The sequence below is a fragment of the Denitratisoma oestradiolicum genome, assembly GCF_902813185.1.
Taxonomy (GTDB): domain Bacteria; phylum Pseudomonadota; class Gammaproteobacteria; order Burkholderiales; family Rhodocyclaceae; genus Denitratisoma; species Denitratisoma oestradiolicum.
On sequence record NZ_LR778301.1, the window covers coordinates 2,222,436 to 2,245,057 of the forward strand.

The 22,622-nt window shown below is 59.4% G+C and carries 17 protein-coding genes; 13 read left to right on the forward strand and 4 right to left on the reverse strand.

Translation table 11 applies throughout. From position 1 onward, the window contains the following. Positions 1-17: 17 nt before the first annotated feature. The 8 genes from DENOEST_RS10200 (at position 18) to DENOEST_RS10235 (ending at position 10,688) form a co-directional block, all read left to right on the forward strand. A complete protein-coding gene (locus tag DENOEST_RS10200; protein WP_145770863.1) occupies positions 18-1,013 on the forward strand; it encodes an HpcH/HpaI aldolase/citrate lyase family protein in 996 nt (331 codons plus the stop codon). A 24-nt stretch (positions 1,014-1,037) separates the two neighbouring features. After that, positions 1,038-3,635, forward strand: a complete 2,598-nt coding sequence (gene acnB / locus DENOEST_RS10205) for a bifunctional aconitate hydratase 2/2-methylisocitrate dehydratase (RefSeq protein ID WP_145770864.1) — start codon at positions 1,038-1,040, stop codon at positions 3,633-3,635. A 164-nt stretch (positions 3,636-3,799) separates the two neighbouring features. After that, positions 3,800-6,094: a type I restriction endonuclease subunit R gene (locus DENOEST_RS10210; RefSeq protein ID WP_145770865.1), complete on the forward strand. Its 2,295-nt coding sequence runs from the start codon at positions 3,800-3,802 to the stop codon at positions 6,092-6,094. A 29-nt stretch (positions 6,095-6,123) separates the two neighbouring features. Next, entirely contained in the window at positions 6,124-7,665 is a 1,542-nt protein-coding gene (locus tag DENOEST_RS10215; protein ID WP_145770866.1) for an HsdM family class I SAM-dependent methyltransferase, read from the forward strand. After that, on the forward strand, positions 7,652-8,824 hold the full coding sequence (locus DENOEST_RS10220) for a restriction endonuclease subunit S (RefSeq protein WP_145770867.1): 1,173 nt from the start codon (positions 7,652-7,654) through the stop codon (positions 8,822-8,824). The genes DENOEST_RS10215 and DENOEST_RS10220 overlap by 14 nt, the downstream gene beginning before the upstream one ends. Further along, a complete protein-coding gene (locus DENOEST_RS10225) occupies positions 8,821-9,717 on the forward strand; it encodes an ATP-binding protein (protein ID WP_145770868.1) in 897 nt (298 codons plus the stop codon). Before DENOEST_RS10220 ends, DENOEST_RS10225 begins: the two co-directional genes overlap by 4 nt. Before the next feature lie 12 nt (positions 9,718-9,729). Further along, positions 9,730-10,080: an STAS-like domain-containing protein gene (locus DENOEST_RS10230; protein ID WP_145770869.1), complete on the forward strand. Its 351-nt coding sequence runs from the start codon at positions 9,730-9,732 to the stop codon at positions 10,078-10,080. After that, positions 10,080-10,688: a PIN domain-containing protein gene (locus DENOEST_RS10235; protein WP_145770870.1), complete on the forward strand. Its 609-nt coding sequence runs from the start codon at positions 10,080-10,082 to the stop codon at positions 10,686-10,688. Before DENOEST_RS10230 ends, DENOEST_RS10235 begins: the two co-directional genes overlap by 1 nt. Before the next feature lie 134 nt (positions 10,689-10,822). Here DENOEST_RS10235 and DENOEST_RS10240 read toward each other — a convergent pair whose 3' ends face one another. Continuing rightward, positions 10,823-12,064, reverse strand: coding sequence for a hypothetical protein (locus DENOEST_RS10240; protein ID WP_145770871.1), 1,242 nt, complete (start codon positions 12,062-12,064; stop codon positions 10,823-10,825). A gap of 282 nt (positions 12,065-12,346) precedes the next feature. On the opposite strand from DENOEST_RS10240, the gene DENOEST_RS10245 reads away from it, so the two are divergent. The 5 genes from DENOEST_RS10245 to DENOEST_RS10265 are packed head-to-tail and all read left to right on the forward strand — an operon-like array spanning position 12,347 to position 17,926. Continuing rightward, entirely contained in the window at positions 12,347-12,652 is a 306-nt protein-coding gene (locus tag DENOEST_RS10245) for a hypothetical protein (RefSeq protein WP_145770872.1), read from the forward strand. Positions 12,653-12,662: 10 nt separating this feature from the next. Further along, the gene (locus tag DENOEST_RS10250) at positions 12,663-14,186 is read left to right on the forward strand and encodes a type IV secretion system DNA-binding domain-containing protein (protein ID WP_145770873.1); all 1,524 of its coding nucleotides are present in this window, start codon (positions 12,663-12,665) and stop codon (positions 14,184-14,186) included. Position 14,187: 1 nt separating this feature from the next. Then, entirely contained in the window at positions 14,188-16,755 is a 2,568-nt protein-coding gene (mobF, locus tag DENOEST_RS10255) for a MobF family relaxase (protein WP_145770874.1), read from the forward strand. 18 nt (positions 16,756-16,773) lie between these two features. Next, positions 16,774-16,980, forward strand: coding sequence for a DUF4224 domain-containing protein (locus tag DENOEST_RS20660; protein WP_170228203.1), 207 nt, complete (start codon positions 16,774-16,776; stop codon positions 16,978-16,980). 16 nt (positions 16,981-16,996) lie between these two features. Then, on the forward strand, positions 16,997-17,926 hold the full coding sequence (locus DENOEST_RS10265) for a tyrosine-type recombinase/integrase (protein WP_170228204.1): 930 nt from the start codon (positions 16,997-16,999) through the stop codon (positions 17,924-17,926). 189 nt (positions 17,927-18,115) lie between these two features. Here DENOEST_RS10265 and DENOEST_RS10270 read toward each other — a convergent pair whose 3' ends face one another. The 3 genes from DENOEST_RS10270 to DENOEST_RS10280 are packed head-to-tail and all read right to left on the reverse strand — an operon-like array spanning position 18,116 to position 22,543. After that, positions 18,116-20,155: a PAS domain S-box protein gene (locus DENOEST_RS10270; RefSeq protein WP_170228205.1), complete on the reverse strand. Its 2,040-nt coding sequence runs from the start codon at positions 20,153-20,155 to the stop codon at positions 18,116-18,118. Between the two features lie 49 nt (positions 20,156-20,204). Beyond that, positions 20,205-20,951, reverse strand: coding sequence for a response regulator (locus DENOEST_RS10275; RefSeq protein ID WP_332068220.1), 747 nt, complete (start codon positions 20,949-20,951; stop codon positions 20,205-20,207). A gap of 35 nt (positions 20,952-20,986) precedes the next feature. After that, positions 20,987-22,543 (reverse strand): ATP-binding protein, encoded by a 1,557-nt coding sequence (locus tag DENOEST_RS10280; RefSeq protein WP_145770878.1) that lies wholly within the window; start codon positions 22,541-22,543, stop codon positions 20,987-20,989. Positions 22,544-22,622: the final 79 nt, after the last annotated feature.

Below are 22,622 nucleotides of genomic sequence, written 5' to 3' on the forward strand. Positions count from 1 at the left end.
GACGAGGAGCGCGCCAGGTGAGTCACTCCATTCACCCCGCTCAGGTGCTCTATCAGGGCACCAAACCTTTCCCCGCCCTCTCTGCCTGCGAGCATTACGCCGGCAGCGAAAAGCTGATACGCAAGGCCCTTCAAATCCAGAAGGAACTGGGCCCCATTTTCGACATCACCTGTGATTGCGAAGATGGCGCCCCCGCCGGGCGGGAACGGGAACATGCCGAGATGGTGGCGGCCATGATCAACGACACGACCGCCAATACCCACGGCCGCGTGGGCGCCCGCATTCACGATGTCACCCATCCCCACTGGCGCCAGGATCTGGAAATCATCATTGGCTGCGCCGGCCATCGGGTAGCCTACATCGTGCTGCCCAAGCCCGACTCCGCCGACGATGCCCTGACCCAGATTACCGCCCTGGACGAAATGCGCCACCGTTATGGCGTGGATCGGGAAGTTCCGGTCCATGTGCTGATAGAGACCCATGGTGCCTTGCGGGAAGTCTGGCAGATCGCTGGCCTGCCCCATGTGGAATCTGTCGACTTCGGCCTGATGGATTTCGTCAGCAGCCATCACGGTGCCATCCCCGGCAGCGCCATGCGCTCCCCCGGCCAGTTCGATCATCCCCTGGTGGCACGGGCCAAGTGTGAGATCGCCGCCGCCGCATTGGGCCAGGGCGTCGTCCCGGCCCACAACGTCACCACCGAATTGCAGGACGTAAACGTAGTCCGCAAGGATGCCCGCCGTGCCCGGACGGACTTCGGCTTCCTGCGCATGTGGAGCATCCATCCATCCCAGATCCAGCCCATCGTTGAGGCGATGCGTCCCCGTTTTGAAGAAGTCACCGAGGCCGCGGCCATTCTGACGGCGGCTCAGGATGCAGCCTGGGGGCCCACCCAGCACCAGGGCAAACTCCATGACCGGGCCTCCTACCGATACTACTGGGAGCTGTTGCAACGGGCTCGTAACACGGGCATGGCCCTGCCCGCCGACATCCATCAACGTTTTTTCGATTAACCCAACACTACGAGAGGAACCGCCATGCTCGAAGCCTATCGCCAGCATGTCGCCGAGCGCGCCGCGCTGGGCATCCCGCCCCTGCCCCTGACCAAGCAGCAGACCAGCGAACTGATCGCACTGCTGAAGAGTCCTCCCCAAGGCGAGGAAGCCTTCCTCGTGGACCTGATCACCCATCGCGTGCCGGCGGGCGTGGATGACGCGGCCGAAGTCAAGGCCGCCTTCCTCGCCAAGGTCGCCAAGGGCGAGGAAGCCTGTGCGCTGATTTCCCGCACCAAAGCCACAGAACTGCTGGGAACCATGGTCGGCGGCTACAACGTCAAGCCCCTGATCGACGTTCTCGACGACGCCGTGGTCGGCACGGTCGCGGCCAAGGCCCTCAAGTCCACCCTGCTGATGTTCGACTTCTTCCACGACGTCGCCGCACTGGCCAAGAAGGGCAGCGCCAACGCCAAGGACGTGATGCAGTCATGGGCCGATGCCGAATGGTTCACCCAGCGTCCCGAAGTGCCCGCTTCGCTGAAGGTCACCATCTTCAAGGTCACCGGCGAAACCAACACCGACGATCTGTCCCCTGCTCCGGATGCCTGGAGCCGCCCTGACATTCCGCTGCACGCGCTGGCCATGCTGAAAAACCCGCGTCCCGGTATCGAAGCCGACAAGGCCGGCGAACGGGGCCCCCTGAAGCAGCTCGAAGCGCTCCAGGCCAAGGGCAACCTGGTGGCCTACGTGGGCGACGTGGTGGGCACCGGTTCCTCGCGCAAGTCCGCCACCAACTCCGTACTCTGGTTCACCGGCGAAGACATTCCCTTCGTGCCCAACAAACGCTTCGGCGGCGTCTGCCTCGGCACCAAGATCGCCCCGATCTTCTACAACACTATGGAAGACGCGGGCGCCCTGCCCATCGAACTCGATGTCGGCCAGATGAACATGGGCGACGAAGTTGAACTGCGCCCCTATGAAGGCAAGGCCCTGAAAAACGGTGCCGTCATCGCCGAATTCAGCGTCAAGTCCGATGTCATTTTTGATGAAGTCCGTGCCGGCGGTCGCATCAACCTGATCATTGGCCGGGGCCTGACCGCCAAGGCTCGGGAGGCCCTGGGCCTGCCCGCCTCCACCCTGTTCCGCCTGCCCGGCACCCCCGCCGATACCGGCAAGGGCTTCAGCCTGGCTCAGAAGATGGTCGGCCGCGCCTGTGGCCTGCCCGAGGGCAAGGGCGTTCGCCCCGGCACCTACTGCGAACCCAGGATGACCTCCGTTGGTTCCCAGGACACCACCGGCCCGATGACCCGGGACGAACTGAAGGATCTGGCCTGCCTGGGATTCTCCGCTGATCTGGTGATGCAGTCCTTCTGCCACACCGCCGCCTACCCCAAGCTGGTGGACGTCAAGACCCACCGCACCCTGCCCTCCTTCATCACCGCCCGGGGCGGCGTGTCCCTGCGGCCCGGCGATGGCGTGATCCATAGCTGGCTCAACCGCTTCCTGCTGCCGGATACCGTCGGCACCGGCGGGGACAGCCACACCCGCTTCCCCATCGGCATCTCCTTCCCCGCCGGCTCCGGCCTGGTGGCCTTCGCCGCTGCCACCGGCGTGATGCCCCTGGACATGCCCGAATCCGTGCTGGTGCGCTTCAAGGGTTCCCTGGACGAAGCCGGCAAGCGCGGCATCACCCTGCGTGACCTGGTGAACGCCATTCCCTACTACGCCATCCAGCAGGGCCTGCTCACCGTGGCCAAGCAGGGCAAGAAGAACATCTTCTCCGGCCGCATCCTGGAAATCGAAGGCCTGCCGGACCTCAAGGTGGAACAGGCCTTCGAGCTCACCGACGCCTCCGCCGAGCGTTCCGCCGCCGGCTGTGCGGTGCGCCTCAACAAGGAGCCCATCGTCGAATACATGCGCTCCAACATCACCCTGATGAAGTGGATGATCGCCGAAGGCTACGAGGACAAGCGCACCCTGGGCCGCCGTATCAAGGCCATGGAGGAGTGGATCGCCAAGGGCACCCTGCTCCAGCCCGATGCCGACGCCGAGTACGCCGCCGTGATCGAGATCGACCTGGCCGATGTCAAGGAACCCCTGCTGGCCTGCCCCAACGACCCGGACGACGTCAAGCCCCTCTCCGCAGTGGCCGGCGCAAAGATCGACGAAGTGTTCATCGGCTCCTGCATGACCAACATCGGCCACTTCCGTGCCGCCGGCAAGGTACTCGACGGCAAGAGCGACATTCCCACCCGCCTGTGGATCGCTCCGCCCACCAAGATGGACGCCATGATCCTCAACGAGGAAGGCTACTACGCCATTCTCGGCAAGTCCGGCGCCCGCATGGAAATGCCCGGCTGTTCCCTGTGCATGGGCAATCAGGCCCAGATCAGGAAGGGCAGCACGGCGGTGTCCACCTCGACCCGCAACTTCCCCAACCGCTTGGGTATCGACACCCAGGTCTATCTGAGTTCCGCCGAACTCGCCGCCGTATGCGCGCTGATGGGCAGGATTCCGACCATGGCGGAGTATCTGGAGCAGGTCAAAGGGGTGAACGCCAAGGCCGCCGACGTCTATCGCTACATGAACTTTAACGAAATACCTCAATTCGTTGATATTGCTAATGAAGTTCAGGTGTAGTGTCTAAGTTTTTCAGATAGATAAGCACTCGAAAACCCCCGTCAATACTGATGGGGGTTTTTGTTTTTAGACACTTTGCAGCATAGTAATATGCCCATGGTTTGCCTTCGGACTGCTGTCGTATCCTGAAAATTTGCCCTGATCCCACAAAAAGATACAGAAAAATGTCCCGCGAAACCGATGCCCGCATGGTGGTCGATCAGCTCCTCAAGGATGCGGGCTGGGACATCTTCGACAAGTCGCAAGTCTCCACAGAAGAACCTGCCGCCGACGGTCGCGCCGATTACCTGCTCAAGAATTCGCTCACGCGCCCGCTGTGCGTCATCGAAACCAAGCGCTTCGGCAAAGACCCCTACGGTGCCAAAGAACAAACCTTGCCCTATGCGCAGGGCTTGGGCGCCCCGTTCATTATTCTTTCAAACGGCAACGAGCACTATTTCTGGGACTACGGCGATGGCGATGCGCGCCCTATCATGGGCCTGCCGTCGCAGGCTGATCTGGAAACCCGCGCCAATCTGAAATATCACCGCAAGGGCACGCTTCAGGAAACCCTTGCGATCCTGCCCTACCCGGAAACCTTCTGGTTCCGGGGCGAACAGGCGGAAGCACGGCAATATCAGCTCGAATGCCTCAAGGAAGCCGACAAGGCACTGGTCACCGGGCGCCGCCGGATGCTGTTCGAGATGGCCACCGGCACCGGCAAAACGCTGACCATCGCCATGCTGATGAAACGCTGGTTTCAGTCGGCGGCAATTTCTCGCGTGCTGTTCCTCGCCGACCGCATCGAACTTGCCAAGCAGGCAAAAGAGACATTCGACGAGTACCTGAAAGACTGGCCGACCGAATTGCTCTACGGTGGCAAGCGCAGCCTTGAGGGCCAGATTGTCGTCGGCACGCTCGACACCATCGCCGCGCAGTTGGGTGAAGGGGGTTTCGGTCATGCTTATTTCGATCTGGTCGTCACCGACGAATGCCATCGCTCGATTTACAACAGTCACCGCGCCACGCTGGGCCACTTCGACGCCTTGCATATCGGCCTCACGGCCACCCCCAGCCCCGGCGAACTGCGTTGGGTCAGCGACAAGGAACGCCAGCTCGTCAAGAACACCTACATGTTCTTCGACTGCTGGGATGCCGCCACCAAGCGGGGCAAGCCGACATTCGCCTACACCATTCAGCAAGGCATCAAAGACAAGTGCTTGGTGCCCTACAAAATCTACGTCGCCGACACCCAGCTAAGTCTTGAAGGCACCACCTGGAATGAGGAGGAAATCAGCGCCACCGATTGGGGCCGTCGCGCTGAATCGGAAGACCGCCTCAAGACCATGCTCGACGAGTTTTTCCGCGTCGAGACTCCGCGCTTGAAGGAGCGCCCGCGCAAGACCATCGTCTTTGCCGTCTCCGACAAGCAGGCCGATATGCTGGCCAAGCTCATCAATCGCCTGCTGCCTGACGATCTTTGTCTGGCTATCGCCTCGCGGCTGAATGTGTCACCGGGTCAGGTGCGCGAATCCTTCGCCGAAAAGATCACCAGCTACACCAACAACGGCGACCCCAAGCCGGCCATCAACCGTTTCAAATATGACCCGCTGCCCTATATCGCAGTGTCGGTGGACATGCTCGACACCGGTTTCGACCACAAGGAAATCGAAACCCTGCTGATGCTGCGCCCCACCAAGTCGGCAATGAAATATGCACAGATGCGCGGTCGGGGTAGCCGCATTTGTCCCAAGATCGGCAAGACCGAATTCTGGATTTACGACTTCGTCGGCAACGTCGCCCGATTCAACGACTCCAGCATTGACTACCGCACGCCCAAAGAAATTGGACAGGGCGGCGGGGGCGGGGGTGGTGGCGATGGACCCGGCCCCGGCAATGAATGGGTCGTCATTCCCGAAGGCCAGAAAGAAGACGAAATCCGCAACCAGCACATGATCCTGGTTGGCCCGGAAGGCTTGCAGATCGACCGCCATACCTATCAGGATGAATGGGCGGCCAAGGTTTCCGAACTGCACAAGGCCGACCCCGTGGTGCAGAAAATCTTTGCTGGCCAGCAAGTCAGCGAAGAAGAATGGGAAGCGCTGCGCCGTCGCCTCGACGCCCCGAAAAACTACTTCTCCGAAGTCAGCCTGCGCAAGGCGTTCGAGCAGCCCACCGGCTCGCTCACCGACTTCATCCGTGCCGCGCTCGGCGTGTTCAAGTTCCCCAGCCGCGAGGAACGCATCGAGCGCGTCTTCGATGCCTGGGTTACGCAGCATTCAAGCAGCCTCAACCCCGGACAGGCCACCATGCTGCGCCTGCTCAAGCAGCGCGTGCTGACGGGCGACACCATCGAATTGCGCATCTTCAGCCAACCGCCGTTCTCCATCTATGGCGGACGGGCGCGCATGGAACAACTTTTCGGCAAGGACGGCCTCGCGCAAGTCGTCGAAGAACTCAACACGCTGCTTGCCGCGTAACTCGTAAAACCGCATCACGATAGGACGACATGGATTCCGGCCAACTCAATTCGCTACTCAAGCGCCTCTGCAAAACCCTGTGGGAGGCGCAAGTCTCCAACCCGATTACCTACGTCACCCAGCTTTCCTATCTGCTCCTCCTCAAGATGCTGGAGGAAATGGACGCCGAACACGAAGACGCTGGCAACGACAAACACAAAACGCTGTTCACCGAAGTCAGCACCGCCAGTTGGGGCAAGGTCGATTTCGAGCCGCTGCGCTGGAGCGTGCTCACCAGCAACCCCGATAACGCCAAGATGCTCGCCACCCTGCGCGACACCCTGCCCAAGCTGGCCGAACACCCGTTGCTGTCGCAAGGCGCCCGCGCCATCTTCAACGGCGCGGCGGTCGTCATCCCGGACGGCGCAACGCTTCGCAAGCTCACCGATGCGCTCTCGCCCGTGGCCTTGCTCGCGGAAGATTCCGACATCAAGGGCGACTTGTTCGAGATGCTGGCCAGCGATCTCGGCGGACAAAAAGCATCCGCACAATTTCGCACCCCACGCCACCTTATTCGCGTCATCGTGTCGATGGTCGATCCAAAAATCGGCCAGACCTGCTGCGATCCGGCCGTCGGCACGGGCGGTTTCATCATTGCCGCCTACGAGCACATTCTGCTGGCCAATACCTCGCCCGAATTCATCCGCGAAATCGACAGCCCCTACGGTGGCAAGGTCAAGCGCGGCATCGGCGACAAGCTCAAGCGCGCACAGTGGGACTTTCTGCAAACCGGCGCCCTGCATGGCTTCGACGGTGACCCCGACATCCTGCGCATGGCCGCCATGAATGCCGTGTTGCACGGTTTCGATCATTCCCCCATTGTGCGCCGTGATTCGATCTGCGGCGGCGAAGACCGCTGGGACGAAGTGCAGTTCGACATCTTGCTGGAAAACCCGCCGTTCTCCGGCGCGCGAACCGACGCCAAGCCGTCGCTGCGCATCGAGAAGGGCGACAAATACGTTCTCTTCCTTGCCCATGCCCAACGCTCGCTGCGCACGGGTGGCCGCGCCGGCATCATCTTCCCCAACGGCATTTTGTTCGGTGATACCAGCAGCCATATCGAAGTCAAAAAGCGCCTGCTCGACAAGTTCGACCTGCAAGCCGTGGTCATCCTGCCCAAAGGCATGTTCGAGCCTTATACACCCAACCCGACCTGCTTCCTGATCTTCGAGAACAGCGGCAAACCGACGGAAAGCGTCTGGTTCTATCGCCTTGAAGGCGACGGCTCCACGCTGACCAAGTCGCGCAAGTTCGGCCCGCAATACCGTAACGACTTTCCCGACCTGCTTGCCAAGTGGCCCGCACGGGTCGAAGAACCCGGCCGCGCCTGGCGCGTACCGGCGCAGGCGATCCGCGACAATAACTACAACATGACGCTGTCCGGGCTCGGCTTGATCGAGCCGGACAAGACCGAGCACGAAGCACCCGAGGAAATACTGGAGCGCGTCGCTGAAAAACAGGAGCGCGTGCTGGAACTGATCGAAGAAATGCGGGCGCTGCTGCTGGAAGAGGCGGGCAATGGAGCGGTTTGAACTGCCTGAAGGGTGGCAGTGGCGGGCACTTGGGGATGTTTGCCGCGTTGTGTCCGGCGCAACCCCGAAGACTGATCGCCCGGAATTTTGGGGCGGTGATATTCGTTGGGCGACGCCAAAGGACCTTGGGAAGCTTGCTGGGATCGAAATCTCTGAAACTGATAGACGAATTTCGCAGGAAGGGTATGAAGCCTGTGCAACCCAGCTAATCCCGGCGCAATCTGTCTTGCTTACGAGCAGGGCACCGATTGGCAATCTCGCGATCAATACGGTTCCAATGGCAACAAACCAAGGATTCAAGAACCTTGTGCCAAGTGATGCCATTTATACTCGTTTTCTCTACTGGGCACTGAAGCATCGGATCGACGATCTTATCCATCTGGGGCGCGGAGGCACCTTCGCTGAAGTTTCGAAGGGAATTGTCGCGGGGTTTGAAATACCTGTTCCTCCAATTCCAGAACAGAAGCGCCTCATGGCCCGCATCGAAGCCCAAACCGGCCGAGTCGAAGCTATCCGCAAAGCGCAACAAGAGTTGATCGACGACATGCGCGCGACACTGGCGGGCTATTACGCGGAAATCATCACCGATGCCGAGTGGAAACCTTTGGGCGAGGTTGCGCCACAAGAACGCCGCCCGGTCACCGTGCAGGCGGGCCAGAACTATCCCGAGCTGGGCATCCGCTCTTTCGGCAAGGGCACCTTCCACAAGCCGGCGATCAGCGCCGAACAGCTTGGCAGCAAGCGGCTGTACCACATTCACCCCGGCGACCTGATTTTCAACAACGTCTTTGCCTGGGAAGGCGCGGTCGCTGTGGTCAAGCCCGAAGACGCCGGCCGCGTCGGCTCGCACCGGTTCATTACCTGTGTGACCAAACCCAAGGTCGCCACGTCGCCATTCCTGTATTTCCATTTCACGACCGAGCAAGGGCTGCACGATCTGGGCGACGCATCCCCCGGCGGTGCCGGCCGCAATCGCACCTTGGGACTGACGAAACTGGCAGCCATTAAGGTGCCCGTGCCGGATTACGACAAGCAAGTCGTGTTCGCAAGGCTATGGGAGAAAGCTCAAGAGATGAATCGCCTGCAAGCCGAACTGACCGCAGACCTCGCGGCCTACGTTCCGGCCCTCTTGGCCAGGGCATTTCGGGGAGAGCTTTGACAGCACTGACGGTCTTTGTCCCGCGCCTCAATGATGAGCTGTGGGACGCACAGCAGCTTGTCCGTATCTGGCAACAGGTACAGGAGGCCGGCGACGGGGCAGAGGTCACTTTTGACTTCTCCCAGTGTGACTTTCTGCGACCCAACGCAGTGGCATTCCTTGGCGGGCTGTCCCGACTGATTCGGCATCGGGGCGGCAAGATTCGCCTGTTGGTAGGCACCATGCGCGGCAAGGTGGAAGCCAACTTGCTGCAAAACGGTTTCGCCCATGCGATGGGCGCGGAAACACCAGCTTGGCAGGGCAACGCCATCCCGTATCAGGAACATCTGGCGCAGGACAAGAACAAGATCATCGACAGCCTGAAACGGGACTGGCTCGGGCGTGGCTGGATTAACGTCAGCGCGGCCTTGGCCGATGGAATTGCCGGGCAAGTGTGGGAGATCTTTGCCAATGCCTTCGAGCACAGCAAAACCACGGTGGGCATTTATAGCTGCGGGCAATACCTTCCGAAGCGGCGGGAATTGCTCCTGACGGTGGCCGATTTCGGCGTGGGCATCCCCTCGAATGTTCGCATCTACCTTGGCAATCTCACTATGCCGGCTGCGGATGCTATGCGATGGGCATTCACGCCGGGGCACACCACCCAGCCGCAGCAGACCTTTCCGCGCGGGTTAGGCTTTGAATTGCTTAAGGAATTTGTTCAGAAGGCCAACGGCACGATGGCGGTCTATAGTCACGATGGCCGCGCTAACATTGACCGAAAGGGCGAAACCTACGATAATTTCCAGCCTTTTTTTGAGGGCACCCTGGTTCAGATTCGGCTATTGTGTGACGATAAGCATTACATGCTGTCCAACGAAGTAGCGGCAACAAGCACCACCCCATTTTTCTGAACGGGAGACACCATGTATATCAAGGTCAAAGATTTAGTAGGCGAGAATGCCATGACGCTGGACGACGGCGAGGCCGTCTATGCGCGCATTCACGACCCGCTGGCCCACGGCGAAGCCGTTGAACTGGATTTTGACGGCGTAGAAGTCTTTGCCTCCCCCTTCTTCAATGCCGGCATTGGCCGCCTGCTGGGTGACCTGACGGCGGATACCCTGAACGCCCTGCTGAAGTTTGAGCACCTTTCCGACTTTGGCAACCGCGTGCTGCGCCGCGTAATCGAAAACGCCAAGGAATACTATGGCGCCACTGCCCCCCAGCGGCAGGAAATTGACCGCATCGTTCACGACAACGCCGTCGCCGCCTGATGCCGCTGGTCGTCCGCGCCAAGATTGTCGATATACGGGCGGATACCCCGAAAGATTCTGATGTTTTCCTAGTCGATACCAACGCCTGGTATTGGCTTTCCTATCCGCGGGCGTCGGTTGACCTTTCCACCAGCCAAGCACTCTACCCCAGCTATTTGAAGGCGGCGATTACCGCAAAATCGACGCTGCACTGCTATGGCCTGACATTCGCCGAGTTGGCTCATAACATTGAGAAAGCCGAGCGCGAAATTTACGCCAATCGGGCGAGCAAGACGATTGGGACCAAGGAATTCCGCTACGAGTATCAGAATGAGCGTCGCAAAGTCGTCAAGGTAATTGCCGACACTTGGGCCGACGTACTCGACACGAGCACAATGCTCGACCTCGATATGAATAGTGGCTTCATGCAGTCAGCCTTAACCCTGTTCCCATCCGTCGGCCTCGATGGCTACGATTTATTCATGGCCGAGGCGGCCTTGAAGGCCGGCGTCACCCAGATCGTGACGGACGATGGCGACTATGCGACGGTACAGGGGCTGACGATCTTCACCGCGAATCAAAAAGTGATACAGGCGGCAACGACAGCTGGCAAACTGGTTACTCGGTAGCGCCTGGCCGTTGTCGCGGGCCTTTGATTACGGGCTGGCTTTCGGTTATCGCTTGGCCAAGTTTGGACTTCGAAGCCGGTTTGCCATGAGCGACATAAATGTCCCCTAAAAACACAGCCCTTCGTATCAGAAACCTAGCATGTGGGGCGTGTTCCAGCTCTCGCTTCAAGAATTGCCTCCTCGAACAGCTGCCGAAGCTCCGGAGGAAGAGTTTCGTCCTTCAGCCGCTGATGGAACCCGTGCGTGGTTTCATGCTGAAGTATCCGCAACTGTTTTGCCAATTCGTCCTTGATCTCAATTTCTGATACTCCGAGCTTTTGGCCTGCCTCGAAGTCTTTACGTTCCGATGCTCGTCGAGTGACGGCAAGCAGACTGGCCTTTGTTGCCACAAGTTGATCTATATTCCACCATATCGACAAAGCCTGCCAGGGGCCTAACCATCCCACCACATAAGCATTTGCGATCACACGTCGAAACTGATCCACCGGCATCGGTTGATCGGCATTGATATACCGGCGCCACGTCCGATCACTGAAATCTTCTTTATCTGCCGCTAAACCAAGTTGCCTGAATAGATGTTCACTGGTAACGCGAGGCTGCTTGCAGCGGTCGCATACATAGCCGGCGGTTACCACGAAGGGGCCTTTCTGTCCCCCCCTAAAATATAGCCCCGGCGAATCTGGTGGACACGGGTCAGTCTGAGACCATTTTTCGCACTCAATAGTCTCCGGCGCAGAGCGCATGCATGCGATTTTCCGGATGTAGCGAAGTGTTGATGACGTAAATCTTGGTGGAAGCGTATCCCTAGCTCGACTTGGCCGCCTCTGCTTCCAATCATTGATTACTTCACGGAATGACCATGAGAAGTCATCCATCTGAACCGGTGACGGGCAAGCCTGCATATTTGCTTGCTGAACAGCAATCGCCGCTTCGAAATAGGTTAGCCAGCCTCTTGCAAGCGCCCATGCAGTCACCTTCCTGAGTTGATCTGCCGACATACGCTGACGGCCACTAGCCAGCCGTTTCCATGTGGCAAAGCCATCACTTCCGCCAAGGGCGCTTTTTAGCCCGTTTGCGACCTGCATCTCTGGAACAAACGGCCTCTTGCAGTCATGACACTCATAGGTCGTCGATTTCAGGAATGGTCGTGATCCGCTGCTTATTTCTGATCCGGAATTTTGCATCGCCGAGGTTTGAGACCACATATCGCATTCGATTTGACCTGGCGCGGCACTTCGGCATGCACCTGCACGTATCAGGCAGAGCACCGACGAGGAATATTCCGCCGGAAGCTTTGTGCGAATACCACCCAGCAAACGACGGCCCAAGGCCAGAAATTGTTTGAAGTGGTGATGATTGCCCATCAGAAAAGCCATTCACATCCCCCCTCAAAATCCCCTGCTATCTGTCCGGACTAGCACAAGACGCATCGGGACAATGACGCCATGTTTCAAAGTCACCAAAGCAGCATATCGGCAGCATCAGAAATGTCCAGCAAAAACCACTCCAAAGGAATGAAAAAGGAAAGGGGTTACACACCGGACGCAATGGGCTGATTGCCTGGAATGCCGCGTCCAGTGTGGTTTAGCGGCAGATACAGCAGTGACAGTGAAGCACATACGAAACGCATCAACTGTGGATGTACAAGGAGTTACAGCATGACCACAAAAATCTTGACCGTAAGGGTGCCTTCCCCGCTTTATGCGGCGCTTTGTCAAGACGCTGGCGAAATCGGCGTCCCAGTCTCTGCTCACATCCGGAGGCTGCTCGAACGCGAAAACGATGCGCAGCAGATCGACGCCATGCGGCGAGAACTGCTTGCACGCATCGACAGCCTGGCCGGGCAACGCATGGCGCCTTCCCCGGCAAGCGAAGAAACCTTGCATCTGTGCCGCGCAGTAGCGGCGCACTTGAACCCTCAACTGGTCGCACAGGTGCGCGCCAAACTCGCCCAGAAATCCTAAGGAGCTCACCATGAAAATCACCCTCCGTATTCTTGCCCTGGCGCTTCTGACCAGCATTCTCATCTCGCTGTTTGCTTGGTGCTGGATGGTTCTGCACCAGTTCAATATTGCCAACCCATGGACCACGCTGCCCATGGGGCTGTGGCAAACATTTGAGCATCCGAGCTTGCGTCCCATTGCCTGGAAGGCTTTGGCACTGGGATTTATCCCCATGGGGTTTGCGCTCTATTGGACTGGCGACTGGTCGAACGATGGCGACCGCGTATTGCGTGGTGCCAAGCTGGTCACCGGGAAAGAACTGGCCAAGCGCACCCGGCTCAAGCGGCGGAAGGATGCCGCCCCTCTGCAAGTGGAAATAGCCGGGGTGCCGATTCCAGTCGAATGCGAACCCAGTCATTTCCTGTTGTCCGGCAGCACAAACACGGGGAAAAGCACGGCAATCGATCAGCTTCTAGCCACCGTAATTGCACGAGGCGACCGTGCCATCGTCATCGACCCCAATGGTCATGCTCTAGCACGCTTCGGCAAGAAGGGGGACACGCTGTTAAATCCGTTCGACAAGCGTAGCCCTGGTGGGTCGTTGTTTAACGAGATTCGCAAACCTTACGATTTCGAGCGGTTGTCCAAAAGTGTAGTGCCGGATAGTCCCGATCCCAATACTCAGGAGTGGCACACATCCGCCCAATTGATGCTATCCGAAACAATGCGGACAATGGCCCAAGCCGGCGAAAACACGACCGAGCGCCTGTTGTACTGGCTGACCGCCGCTCCAGCTGCTGAGTTGGCCAGTTTCTTGGTGGGATCGGCGGCCAGTGGCCTGTTCCAGCCTGGCGCCGAAAAAGCCCTAGCCAGCACTCGATTCATTCTGACAAAGCACGTTGGCCCTTACCAGCATCTCCGCGTCGGTGACTTCAGTCTGCGAAATTGGCTGGAATCCAGCCAAGGCAATCTATACATCACCTGGCGGGAAGATATGCTGGACAGCCTGCGCCCGTTGGTTAGTGGCTGGGTGGATATTCTGATGGCGTCGATTTTGATACTGCCGACGGAGAATCCACACCCGTTATGGTTGGTCCTGGATGAGCTGGCCAGTCTGGAGCGCCTTGGCAGCCTGGAAGCTGCGCTGACCAAGGGGCGCAAACATGGCTTGAGGGTGGTTGCTGGCTTGCAAGCCGTGGCACAACTCGATGCGCTGTATGGCCGCGACAATGCCAAAACGCTGCGCAGTTGTTTCCGTAACCTCCTGGCGCTCGGCTGCTCGAATGCAGACCCTGAAACGGCAAAGGCCATTTCAGATGGCCTTGGCCAGATCGAAATCGAGCGCATGCAGACCACTTACAACCAAGGGCAAACCGGTGCCACGACAAGCAAGAGTAGCCAGCGCACCACCGAATCCCTGGTACTGCCTTCGGAACTGACTTCACTGCCCCCACTTCATGGCTACCTGAAGTTCGCAGGAGACTACCCCGTCGCCAAAGTCCAACTGGTCCCCGGGAACTTCTCTGCTCGTATAAAGCCATTCAAGGAACGGTGATATGTTGAGCCTATCCAATGTCGGCAACTGCGAGGCTGCTGCCGAGTACTACGAAGCCGCCGACGACTACTACACAGGTGATCGTAGTCCGAGCAACTGGTGGGGATGCAGTGCTGCTATATTGGGCCTCTCTGGGCCGGTCGATGCCAACGTCTTTGCCGCACTACTCGACGGCCGCTTGTTAACCGGTGAGATTTTGCACCATGCCGCCGCAGGCCGCCGTGGCGGCACCGATGCGACATTCTCGGCGCCAAAATCCGTATCCCTCCAGGCTTTGGTGGGCGGTGACATGCGCCTGCTGGGAGCCCATCAGCGAGCGGTGGATCGCGCGCTCGTGTATGCCGAGACCCTGGCCGCCTGTCGCGTAACTGAGGATGGACAGACCCGCTCGATTCCAACAGGCAATCTCGTGGTGGCCCGCTTCGAGCACGACTTGAGTCGAGCATGCGATCCGCACTTGCACACGCATACCGTCATCCTTAACGTCACCAGCCGGGCCGATGGGCAATGGCGGGCGCTGAACAATGAGGCCTTGTACAGGCACAAGATGCTGCTGGGTACGCTGTACCGAGCTGAATTGGCGCGCGAGGTTCAGGCGCTCGGTTACGAAACTCGTGTGACACATGCGGACGGCCGTTTCGAGTTGGCGCACATTTCGGAAGACCAGGTGCTCGCCTTCAGCCAACGTAGCGCCGCCATCGAGGCGCATCTGGAAAGGCAAGGCCAGGCACGCAACGAGGCGAGCGCTTGGGCGAAGAAGATCGCTGCCGTGGCCACCCGAGATCGCAAGACCGCAGTCGACCGCGATCAATTGCGGCAGGAGTGGCAAACACTCAGTGAAGAGCATGGCATCGACTTCACCAGCCCGGTAGGGCATGGGCGGCCGGTGGCTACCCGCGACGATGTGCAGGCGGTGTTGGTCCAGGTTGTGGAACACCTTGGTGAGAGGGAAGCCGTGTTCAGCCGCATGGAACTGTTGCGCTCGACCCTTGAGCAGGGTGTTGGCACCCTTACCATTGACGAACTGAAGGCCGGACTGGAAGAAGCTCGCCAGTCGGGGCTGCTGATCGCCAGCGGCAAGGATTACACCACGGCAGCAGCGCAGGCGCGCGAGGCGGAAATCCTGTCTATTGAGGAGTCAGGACGAGACTCGCTTTCACCAGTCTATGACGGCGACAGGATGGCCCTTGAAGCACAACTGGGAAGCCTTGGAGAAGAACAAAAGCAGGCGGCATTGGGCGTCCTGCTTACATATCACCAAGTAATGGGTATTCAGGGCCGGGCTGGTGTCGGCAAAACAACGCTCCTGGCGGCAACAACGACAATTGCCAAGAACTGCGGCTACACGGTTCTGGGTCTGGCACCGAGTGCCAGTGCCGCACGCGAACTGGCGAGCACCGGCATTCAGTCGGAAACCATTGCCACCTTCATGCGAAGGAAATACAAGGGACTGGATGCCAAGACGGTGCTGGTGGTCGATGAATCCGGTATGACCTCCACGACGCAGATGTTGGCGATCTTGCGCGCTGCCCAGGAGGCCCACTGCCGAGTTGTCATGGTCGGTGACACGTCGCAACTCGCTGCCGTCGAAGCCGGCAAGCCGTTTGCGCAATTGCAGGCCAACGGCATGGCCACAGCCCTGGTTGGGCAGATTCGGCGTCAGCGCAATGCTGTCCTCAGGCAGGCTGTCGAGCACGCAGTCGATGGTAAGGTGGCTTTGGCAGTGGAGCTGCTGAAGAAGGAAACCACGCATATCGTCTCGACGGCCGAACGCCATGACCGTATCGCTACCGATTACACGACCTTGACCCCGGAGGAGCGCGCGCAAACGCGCGTGATTGCCGGAACGCGCCATGCACGGCGCGAGCTCAACCGCCGCATCCGGGAGCGCCTGGGCTTGGAAGGCGGCCAAGACTTCACCCTCCTCGTCCGTAAAGACTTGACCGAAGCCGCACGACGCTCGACCTTGAACTACGACGCAGGCGATGTTCTACAGGCCGAAGTCGACTACACGGCCCTAGGGTTTAAGCGCGGTGAGTTGGCCCACGTTGTGGCACGGTTGGACCACCGCATCCTCATCGAGCGGACGGACGGCTCGCGTGTGGCCTGGCAGCCAGCAACCATGTCCAGGATCAGCGTCTTCGTCCCTGAAACACGACCGCTAGCCGAGGGGGACCTGGTCCGTGTGACAGCCAATGATCGAGGGCGTGGCTTGGTCAATGGCGATCTCGGCCGAATCGTAGCACTCGACCCAGAGAGTCGCCGGCTGACGATGGAATTGCCGGATGGGCGACACGTTTGGTTGGACGGCACCCAGCCATTAATGCTGGATTACGGCTATTGCTCCACTGTGCATTCCGCACAAGGCCAAACTTGCGAGCGGGTCATGATCGAAGCCGATGCCAACAGTCTGACTGCAAATCGCGCAACGTTCTATGTCGCCATCAGTCGAGCTCGCGAATCAGCGATGATTTACACCGATGACCGCGAAATGCTGCCATTGGCAATGGCCCGTGAATTGACGAAGGCGTCGGCACTGGATGTTCAGCATGAGGCCTGCTTGGAATAGCTCTCAGCAGACATAGCCGTGTTTCTCAGCACCCTTCATCTCCGCGAACTGACAGGATTGCAGCGTCCGTCATCCATCCGTCGTTGGCTGGATGAACAGCGGATTCCATACTTGGTGGGTGCAGACGGATGGCCACGCGTACTGCATAGTGTCATCGCAGAACGCATGGGGGGCGTTATTGTTCCTCAACCACCAGAACCAAGGCTAAGATTACGACATGGCTAGGACACTTCCTCGTTGGATGCATGCCAAACATGGCGCTTACTACCTTGTTCGTAGCAACAAGTGGACATTCCTCTCTCGCAATCTGCACGATGCCCTTGTCGAGTATGCACGTCTGACGGCAGGCCCGGACAAAGGAGCCCTCGGCGAGTTGGTAAGTCGGGCCTTGGCCGACATGAAGCTGACCGTCGCCCCCAGCACTTTCAAGAACTATTCGACCTGCTCCCGCCGTGTGCTTGAGGCCTTCGCCGAATTCACTCCGCCGCAAATCAAGCCGCACCATGTCGCTCGGTTCATGGACGACAACAAAGCCACTCCCAGCATGGCAAATCTGCTGCGATCTTTCCTCAAAGGTCTGTTCCAGCGTGCTGTGCGCTGGGGGATCGTTGAATCTAATCCGGTGCGCGACATTGAGCAGTTCAAGACCGAGAAGCGCGACCGCTACATCACAGCAGCCGAGTATGCGGAAATCCGCAAACACGCTACCCCAACCCTTGCGTGCCTGATGGACATCGCCTACATCACTGGGCAGCGTATGGGCGACTGCCGGCACATCCGGTATGCGGATATTTCCGAGGCTGGGGTTTTCGTGAAGCAGCAGAAAACCAAGGCCCGCGTGCTCATCGCCATGACCCCAGACCTAGCCGAAGTCATCGCTAGGGCGAAGGCACTACATCAGTCGGTCAAAGGATTGACGCTGTTCCACCGCCGCGATGGGATGCCGATCCCCTACGGCACCCTTTACCACCAATGGGCGAACGCCTGCCGCGATGCCAAGGTGGAGGATGCGCACTTCCACGACATCAGGGCCGCGGCGGCTACCGACGCCAAAGCCCAAGGGCTTGATAGTAAAACCCTGCTCGGGCACACCACCGAGAGCAGCCACAATCGCTACCTACGCAGCAAGGAAACCAAGGTAGCCGTTCCGAACCGTGCGAGAAAATCTTAGACAGTCTTAGACAAATCAGCCGAAAACCCGCACGGCTGACGTGTTAAAATTAACGCTACATGAACTTCGACCAGATTGCCGAGTTCAGGGAAGTGGCGGATACCATCGCCGTGTAATCCGTCTCATAAGCTTGCCGGCCTACCCGCTGGTTTCCTCTCGACGCCCCGACCCACAAGGCCGGGGCGTTTTTCATTGCCCGCCCCGGTTTTCACCCTCAAGGGAGGGCTGCAAGATCGGCAGCCAGACCCGGAATTTGGTTCCCTGGCTGGTCTCGCTCTCGACGGTAATGCGGCCATGATGCTTCTGGATTATGCCGTAGGAAACCGAGAGTCCCAGTCCGGTACCCTTGCCGACCGGCTTGGTGGTATAGAAGGGATCGAAGATGTTGCCGAGGTTCTCTGCAGCGATGCCTTTCCCGGTATCGGCGATTTCGACCCAGATCATTTCTCCCTCGGTGCCGGTCCGGATCGTGATGATGCCCTTGCCCTCGATGGCCTGGGCCGCATTCACCAGCAGGTTCATGAAGACCTGATTCAGTTGCGAGATCACGCACTCGACCAGGGGCAATTGGCCATACTCCTTTTTCACCTCGCAGGTGTATTTCAATTCATTCCAGATGACGTTGAGGGTGCTCTCGATCCCGGAATGAATGTCATCCATGGTCCACTGGTCCTTGGACTCCATGTGGGAGAAATTCTTGAGGTCCACGACGATCTTGGTCACCCGCTCCAGGCCCTGGAGGGACTCGGCGATCAGGGCACGAATGTCCTGTTTCACGTAGTCGAATTCGATCTGATCCTTCACTTCGTGCAATTCCTCGAATATGTCACTGCGCTCCGGCAGGGAAACCTCCGCCCGCTCATAGGCACTGACAACGCGCATCAGGTCCTCGGTATATCTTTCCAGCGACTGCATGTTGGATTTGATGAAGCCGATTGGGTTGTTGATCTCGTGGGCCACCCCCGCCGCCAACATGCCAATGGAGGCCATCTTCTCGGATTGCAGAAGCTGGTTCTGCGCCTGTTCCAGCTTGGTATTGAGGATCTTCAGCTCGTGGTTGGTCCGGCTGAGTTGCTCCAGACGGGCCTTTTCCTCGGCCTCGGCCTGCTTGCGCGCGCTGATGTCGCGGGCGATGCCGATGGAAAGCCACTTGTCCTTGTGTCTGACCGCCGAGATGGACATCTCCAGGGGAAATTCGGCGCCACCCTTTCTTCGGGCCATCACTTCCCGAGACCCGCCGATGGCCGCCCCCTGGCCCGTGGTCTTGAAGCCGGCAAAGCCTTCACGCGCCGCCGGTCGGAACCGCTCGGGCGTCACCAACTCGTGTACATCCTGGCCTAGCGCCTCCTCGACCGAATAGCCAAAGATATTCTCGGCCGCACCGTTCCAGAAGGTGATGGCGGCGTTCTCGTCCAGCATGACGATTCCGTCATGGGCGGAGGCGCTGATGGAGCGGAATTTCTCCTCGTTCTCGCGCAGGGATTCCTCCATGCGGCGAATCGTGGTGAGATCGGTCATGGTGGTGACGTAATTGCTGATGCGGCCCTGCTCGTCGCGGATTGGCGCCATGCTGAGCAGCACCGGAATCACGCGCCCGTCCTTGCCGCGGCGCGACACCTCGCCGGTAAAGCCCTCCATGGAAGCAGCAATGGCGGCAATCCGCAGCGGGTCGCCAGCATCATCCCCGGGGACGCCGAGCAGACTGATGGATTGTCCCAGCACCTCCTCCATCCCATAGCCGAAAAGCCGGGTGAAGGCCTGATTCACGTAGTCGAAATTCAGTTCGGCATCGATCAGAATGACAGGTTCATGGGACTGACGGAGTGCCTCGCTGAGGCGGCGGATCTGGGTCTGAGCCTGCTGCCGGTCCACGCCATGGCGGATGTTCAGCAGCAGGTCATCCATCTGGTAGGGCTTGAGCAGATAGGAAAAGGCGCCCCGGCGGGTGGCCTCGATGGCGGTGTCGAGGGAGGCGTTCCCGGTCAGGATGATCACCTCGGTCAGGGGCGAGACAGCCTTGATGCGTTCCATCACGTCAAGGCCCGACATGTCCGGCAGCTTGAGATCCACCAGGGCCAGGGGAATCAACTCCTGTGTCGCCATGGCGATCGCCTCGGCACCACTGCCCGCTACCACGCTGACATAACCCTTGACCCGCAGGATGTCGGCGAGGGTCTTGCGGAGGTTGGGGTCGTCGTCGACAACCAGCACCTTGCTGACGTGATTCATTTTCGATTCCATTCCTTGCAGTCGGATACCTGCTTCCTGGCCGGGGCGTTCATATCAGCGCATTACGCAGCCAGGAAAGCCGGATTTCCTCGATGACCCGAAGCAGGGCATCGATTTCGAGGGGCTTCTGGAGGCAGGCATAGGCGCCGCTTTGCAGTCCATCCGCGATGGCATCGCCCATTTCCTGGTGATAGCCGGTCACCATCACCACCGGCATTGAGGGATAGCGGAGCCGAATCTGCTTGAGAACATCGACACCGCTCGCCTCCCCCAGTTTGAGGTCGAGCAGGACCACCAGCTTGCGATCATTTTCCAGCCCCCTCATGACCTCCTGGGCCTGAGTCACGGTCTCCACGCGGAAACCCTGCATGCTCAGAATGTCCTTGAGGGTCTTGCAGAAATTGGGGTCATCGTCGACGATCAGGATGTTTTCCTTCTGGTGGAGCAGGTCGAGGAAGGAAAGCACCATCTGGATGTTGAGGGGCTTGGACAGGATGGCATAGGTGCCGGCCTGCCTGGCCTCCTCCAGGAGATCTTCGGTGGCATAGGCGCTGACCAGGATGACGGGCAGCGCGGGCGCGATCTCCTTCATGCGTTTCAGCGCCTCGACACCAGAAATGCCGGGCATCTTGATGTCCATCAGGACACAGTCCGGCCGGTCGCTACCGAGCATTGCCACGCCTTCTTCGCCCGAATAGGCCGGAATGGTCTCATGCCCCTTGACACGCAGGATGTCGCAGGTGGTTTTCACAATTTGCCGATCATCGTCAACCACTAGAATTTTCACTGGCTTCACCTGTTCCGTTGCTGATGATATTCATGGCCAGGGTATTACGCCGATGGCTGCGGATTCTGACTGGCGTCTGGCAGCGTCACCGTAAAAGTCGTCCCCACGTCCCGCTCGCTCTGCACGGCTACCGTGCCGCCGTTGGCCTGAATCAGGTTTTTCACCACCACCAGGCCCAGGCCGATACCCCGTGCCTTGGTGGTGTACAGGGGTTGAAACAGCTTGGCCAGGTGTTCCGGCGTCATTCCGCAACCGCCATCCCGCACGCTGACGATGATGGCCTTGGCCTGCCTGTCTTCGCTGGCCCGTATTTCCAGCGTTCCGCCTTCCGCCATGGCGTCGATGCCGTTGGAGATCAGGTTGCGGAATACCTGATGAATCTGTAGCGGGTCCACCAGCATCGGCGGCAGGTTGTCGGGAATGTCCAGGGTAACGCTGACGCCGTCCGGCACCGTGCATTTGTGCAGGGTGCGCGTGATCAGTTCATTCACCCCGGTCTTTTCGGGATTCGGCGGCTTGGTGCGCACCGAATCGAGCAGATCGGCAACGATGCGTTCGGCACCGACGATCTCGTCCTTGATGATGCCGAGGTACTCCTTGGTGGTGGGGTCGGCCTCCGATAGTACGGTCTGAAGGAAGTAGACGGCGTTGCTCATGACCCCCAGGGGATTGCGCAACTCGTGACCAACGCTGCCGGCCACCTGGCCCAATACCGCCAGTTTCTCCTTGCGTACCAGTTCATCCTGGGTATCCACCAGTTGCCGGGTCCGCTCCGCCACCTTTTCCTCAAGGGCGCCATTCAACTGCTCAAGCTGCCGGTTGACGTCGCGCAGATCCGCGGTGCGCTGGGCAACCTCCGTCTCCAGATGGTCCCGATGCCGCGCCAGTTCGGCATCGCGCTGCTGGATGCGTTCCAGCATGTGGTTGAAGGTCAGCGCCAGGACACCCACCTCGTCCGTGCCCTGCACGGCGACGCGAACGGCATAGTCCTGCTGATCCGACACAGCCTGCATGACCAGGGCCAGATTCTCGATTGGGCCGACGATAGCCCGCTGGAGTCTGGTGAACAACCATGCCGTAAGAATAAAAGCACCCAGGGTCGCAAGAAAAACCAGGCCGATGCTTCTGATAACCCCGTCATACAGGCGCTTCAACTCGGACTCCACATAAATGATTCCCTGCGTTTCCCCCTTGAAACGGATCGATTGAGCGATGACCAGGTGGCCCCAGTCAAGGTGTACCTCCCTCGGCGCCAGGCTGGGCATCGGGTGTGATGTATGTCCGGGTCCATCATAGGTCGCGAAGACCACACCATCCTTATCATGAATGACGGCATGGACGATATCTGGCTGGGCGGCCAGAGCTGCCAGGGTGTCGGCGGCGGCCCTGCGGTCGTCGAACATCATGGCCGGTGCGGCGTTGGTGCCGACCACCTCGGCATAGGTAGTCAGGTCGGCAATCGCCCTGCTGCGCCATTCGGCGATGTCCTTGACGGTGATGATCAGGCCGACGGTCAGCAAGGCCAGACCGGGGGCCAGCAGGCCGATCAGCATCAGCTTGTGCTTGATCGGCGCGTTCCGGTAGCGTACCAGTAGATTCATGGGACTACCCTCCCCCCGGCCCCCACCCCAAGGGAGGGGGTGACGGCGGTTCGCCGCTCTGCGGCTCCGGCTATTGGCT

Coding starts and splice junctions, on each gene's coding strand:
- DENOEST_RS10230 (WP_145770869.1), top strand. CDS start 9,730: ATGTATATCAAGGTCAAAGATTTAGTAGGCGAGAATGCCATGACGCTG.
- DENOEST_RS10270 (WP_170228205.1), bottom strand. CDS start 20,155: ATGAATCACGTCAGCAAGGTGCTGGTTGTCGACGACGACCCCAACCTC.
- DENOEST_RS10220 (WP_145770867.1), top strand. CDS start 7,652: ATGGAGCGGTTTGAACTGCCTGAAGGGTGGCAGTGGCGGGCACTTGGG.
- acnB (WP_145770864.1), top strand. CDS start 1,038: ATGCTCGAAGCCTATCGCCAGCATGTCGCCGAGCGCGCCGCGCTGGGC.
- DENOEST_RS10280 (WP_145770878.1), bottom strand. CDS start 22,543: ATGAATCTACTGGTACGCTACCGGAACGCGCCGATCAAGCACAAGCTG.
- DENOEST_RS10245 (WP_145770872.1), top strand. CDS start 12,347: ATGACCACAAAAATCTTGACCGTAAGGGTGCCTTCCCCGCTTTATGCG.
- DENOEST_RS10265 (WP_170228204.1), top strand. CDS start 16,997: ATGCATGCCAAACATGGCGCTTACTACCTTGTTCGTAGCAACAAGTGG.
- DENOEST_RS10235 (WP_145770870.1), top strand. CDS start 10,080: ATGCCGCTGGTCGTCCGCGCCAAGATTGTCGATATACGGGCGGATACC.
- DENOEST_RS10250 (WP_145770873.1), top strand. CDS start 12,663: ATGAAAATCACCCTCCGTATTCTTGCCCTGGCGCTTCTGACCAGCATT.
- DENOEST_RS10240 (WP_145770871.1), bottom strand. CDS start 12,064: ATGGCTTTTCTGATGGGCAATCATCACCACTTCAAACAATTTCTGGCC.
- DENOEST_RS10215 (WP_145770866.1), top strand. CDS start 6,124: ATGGATTCCGGCCAACTCAATTCGCTACTCAAGCGCCTCTGCAAAACC.
- DENOEST_RS10210 (WP_145770865.1), top strand. CDS start 3,800: ATGTCCCGCGAAACCGATGCCCGCATGGTGGTCGATCAGCTCCTCAAG.
- mobF (WP_145770874.1), top strand. CDS start 14,188: ATGTTGAGCCTATCCAATGTCGGCAACTGCGAGGCTGCTGCCGAGTAC.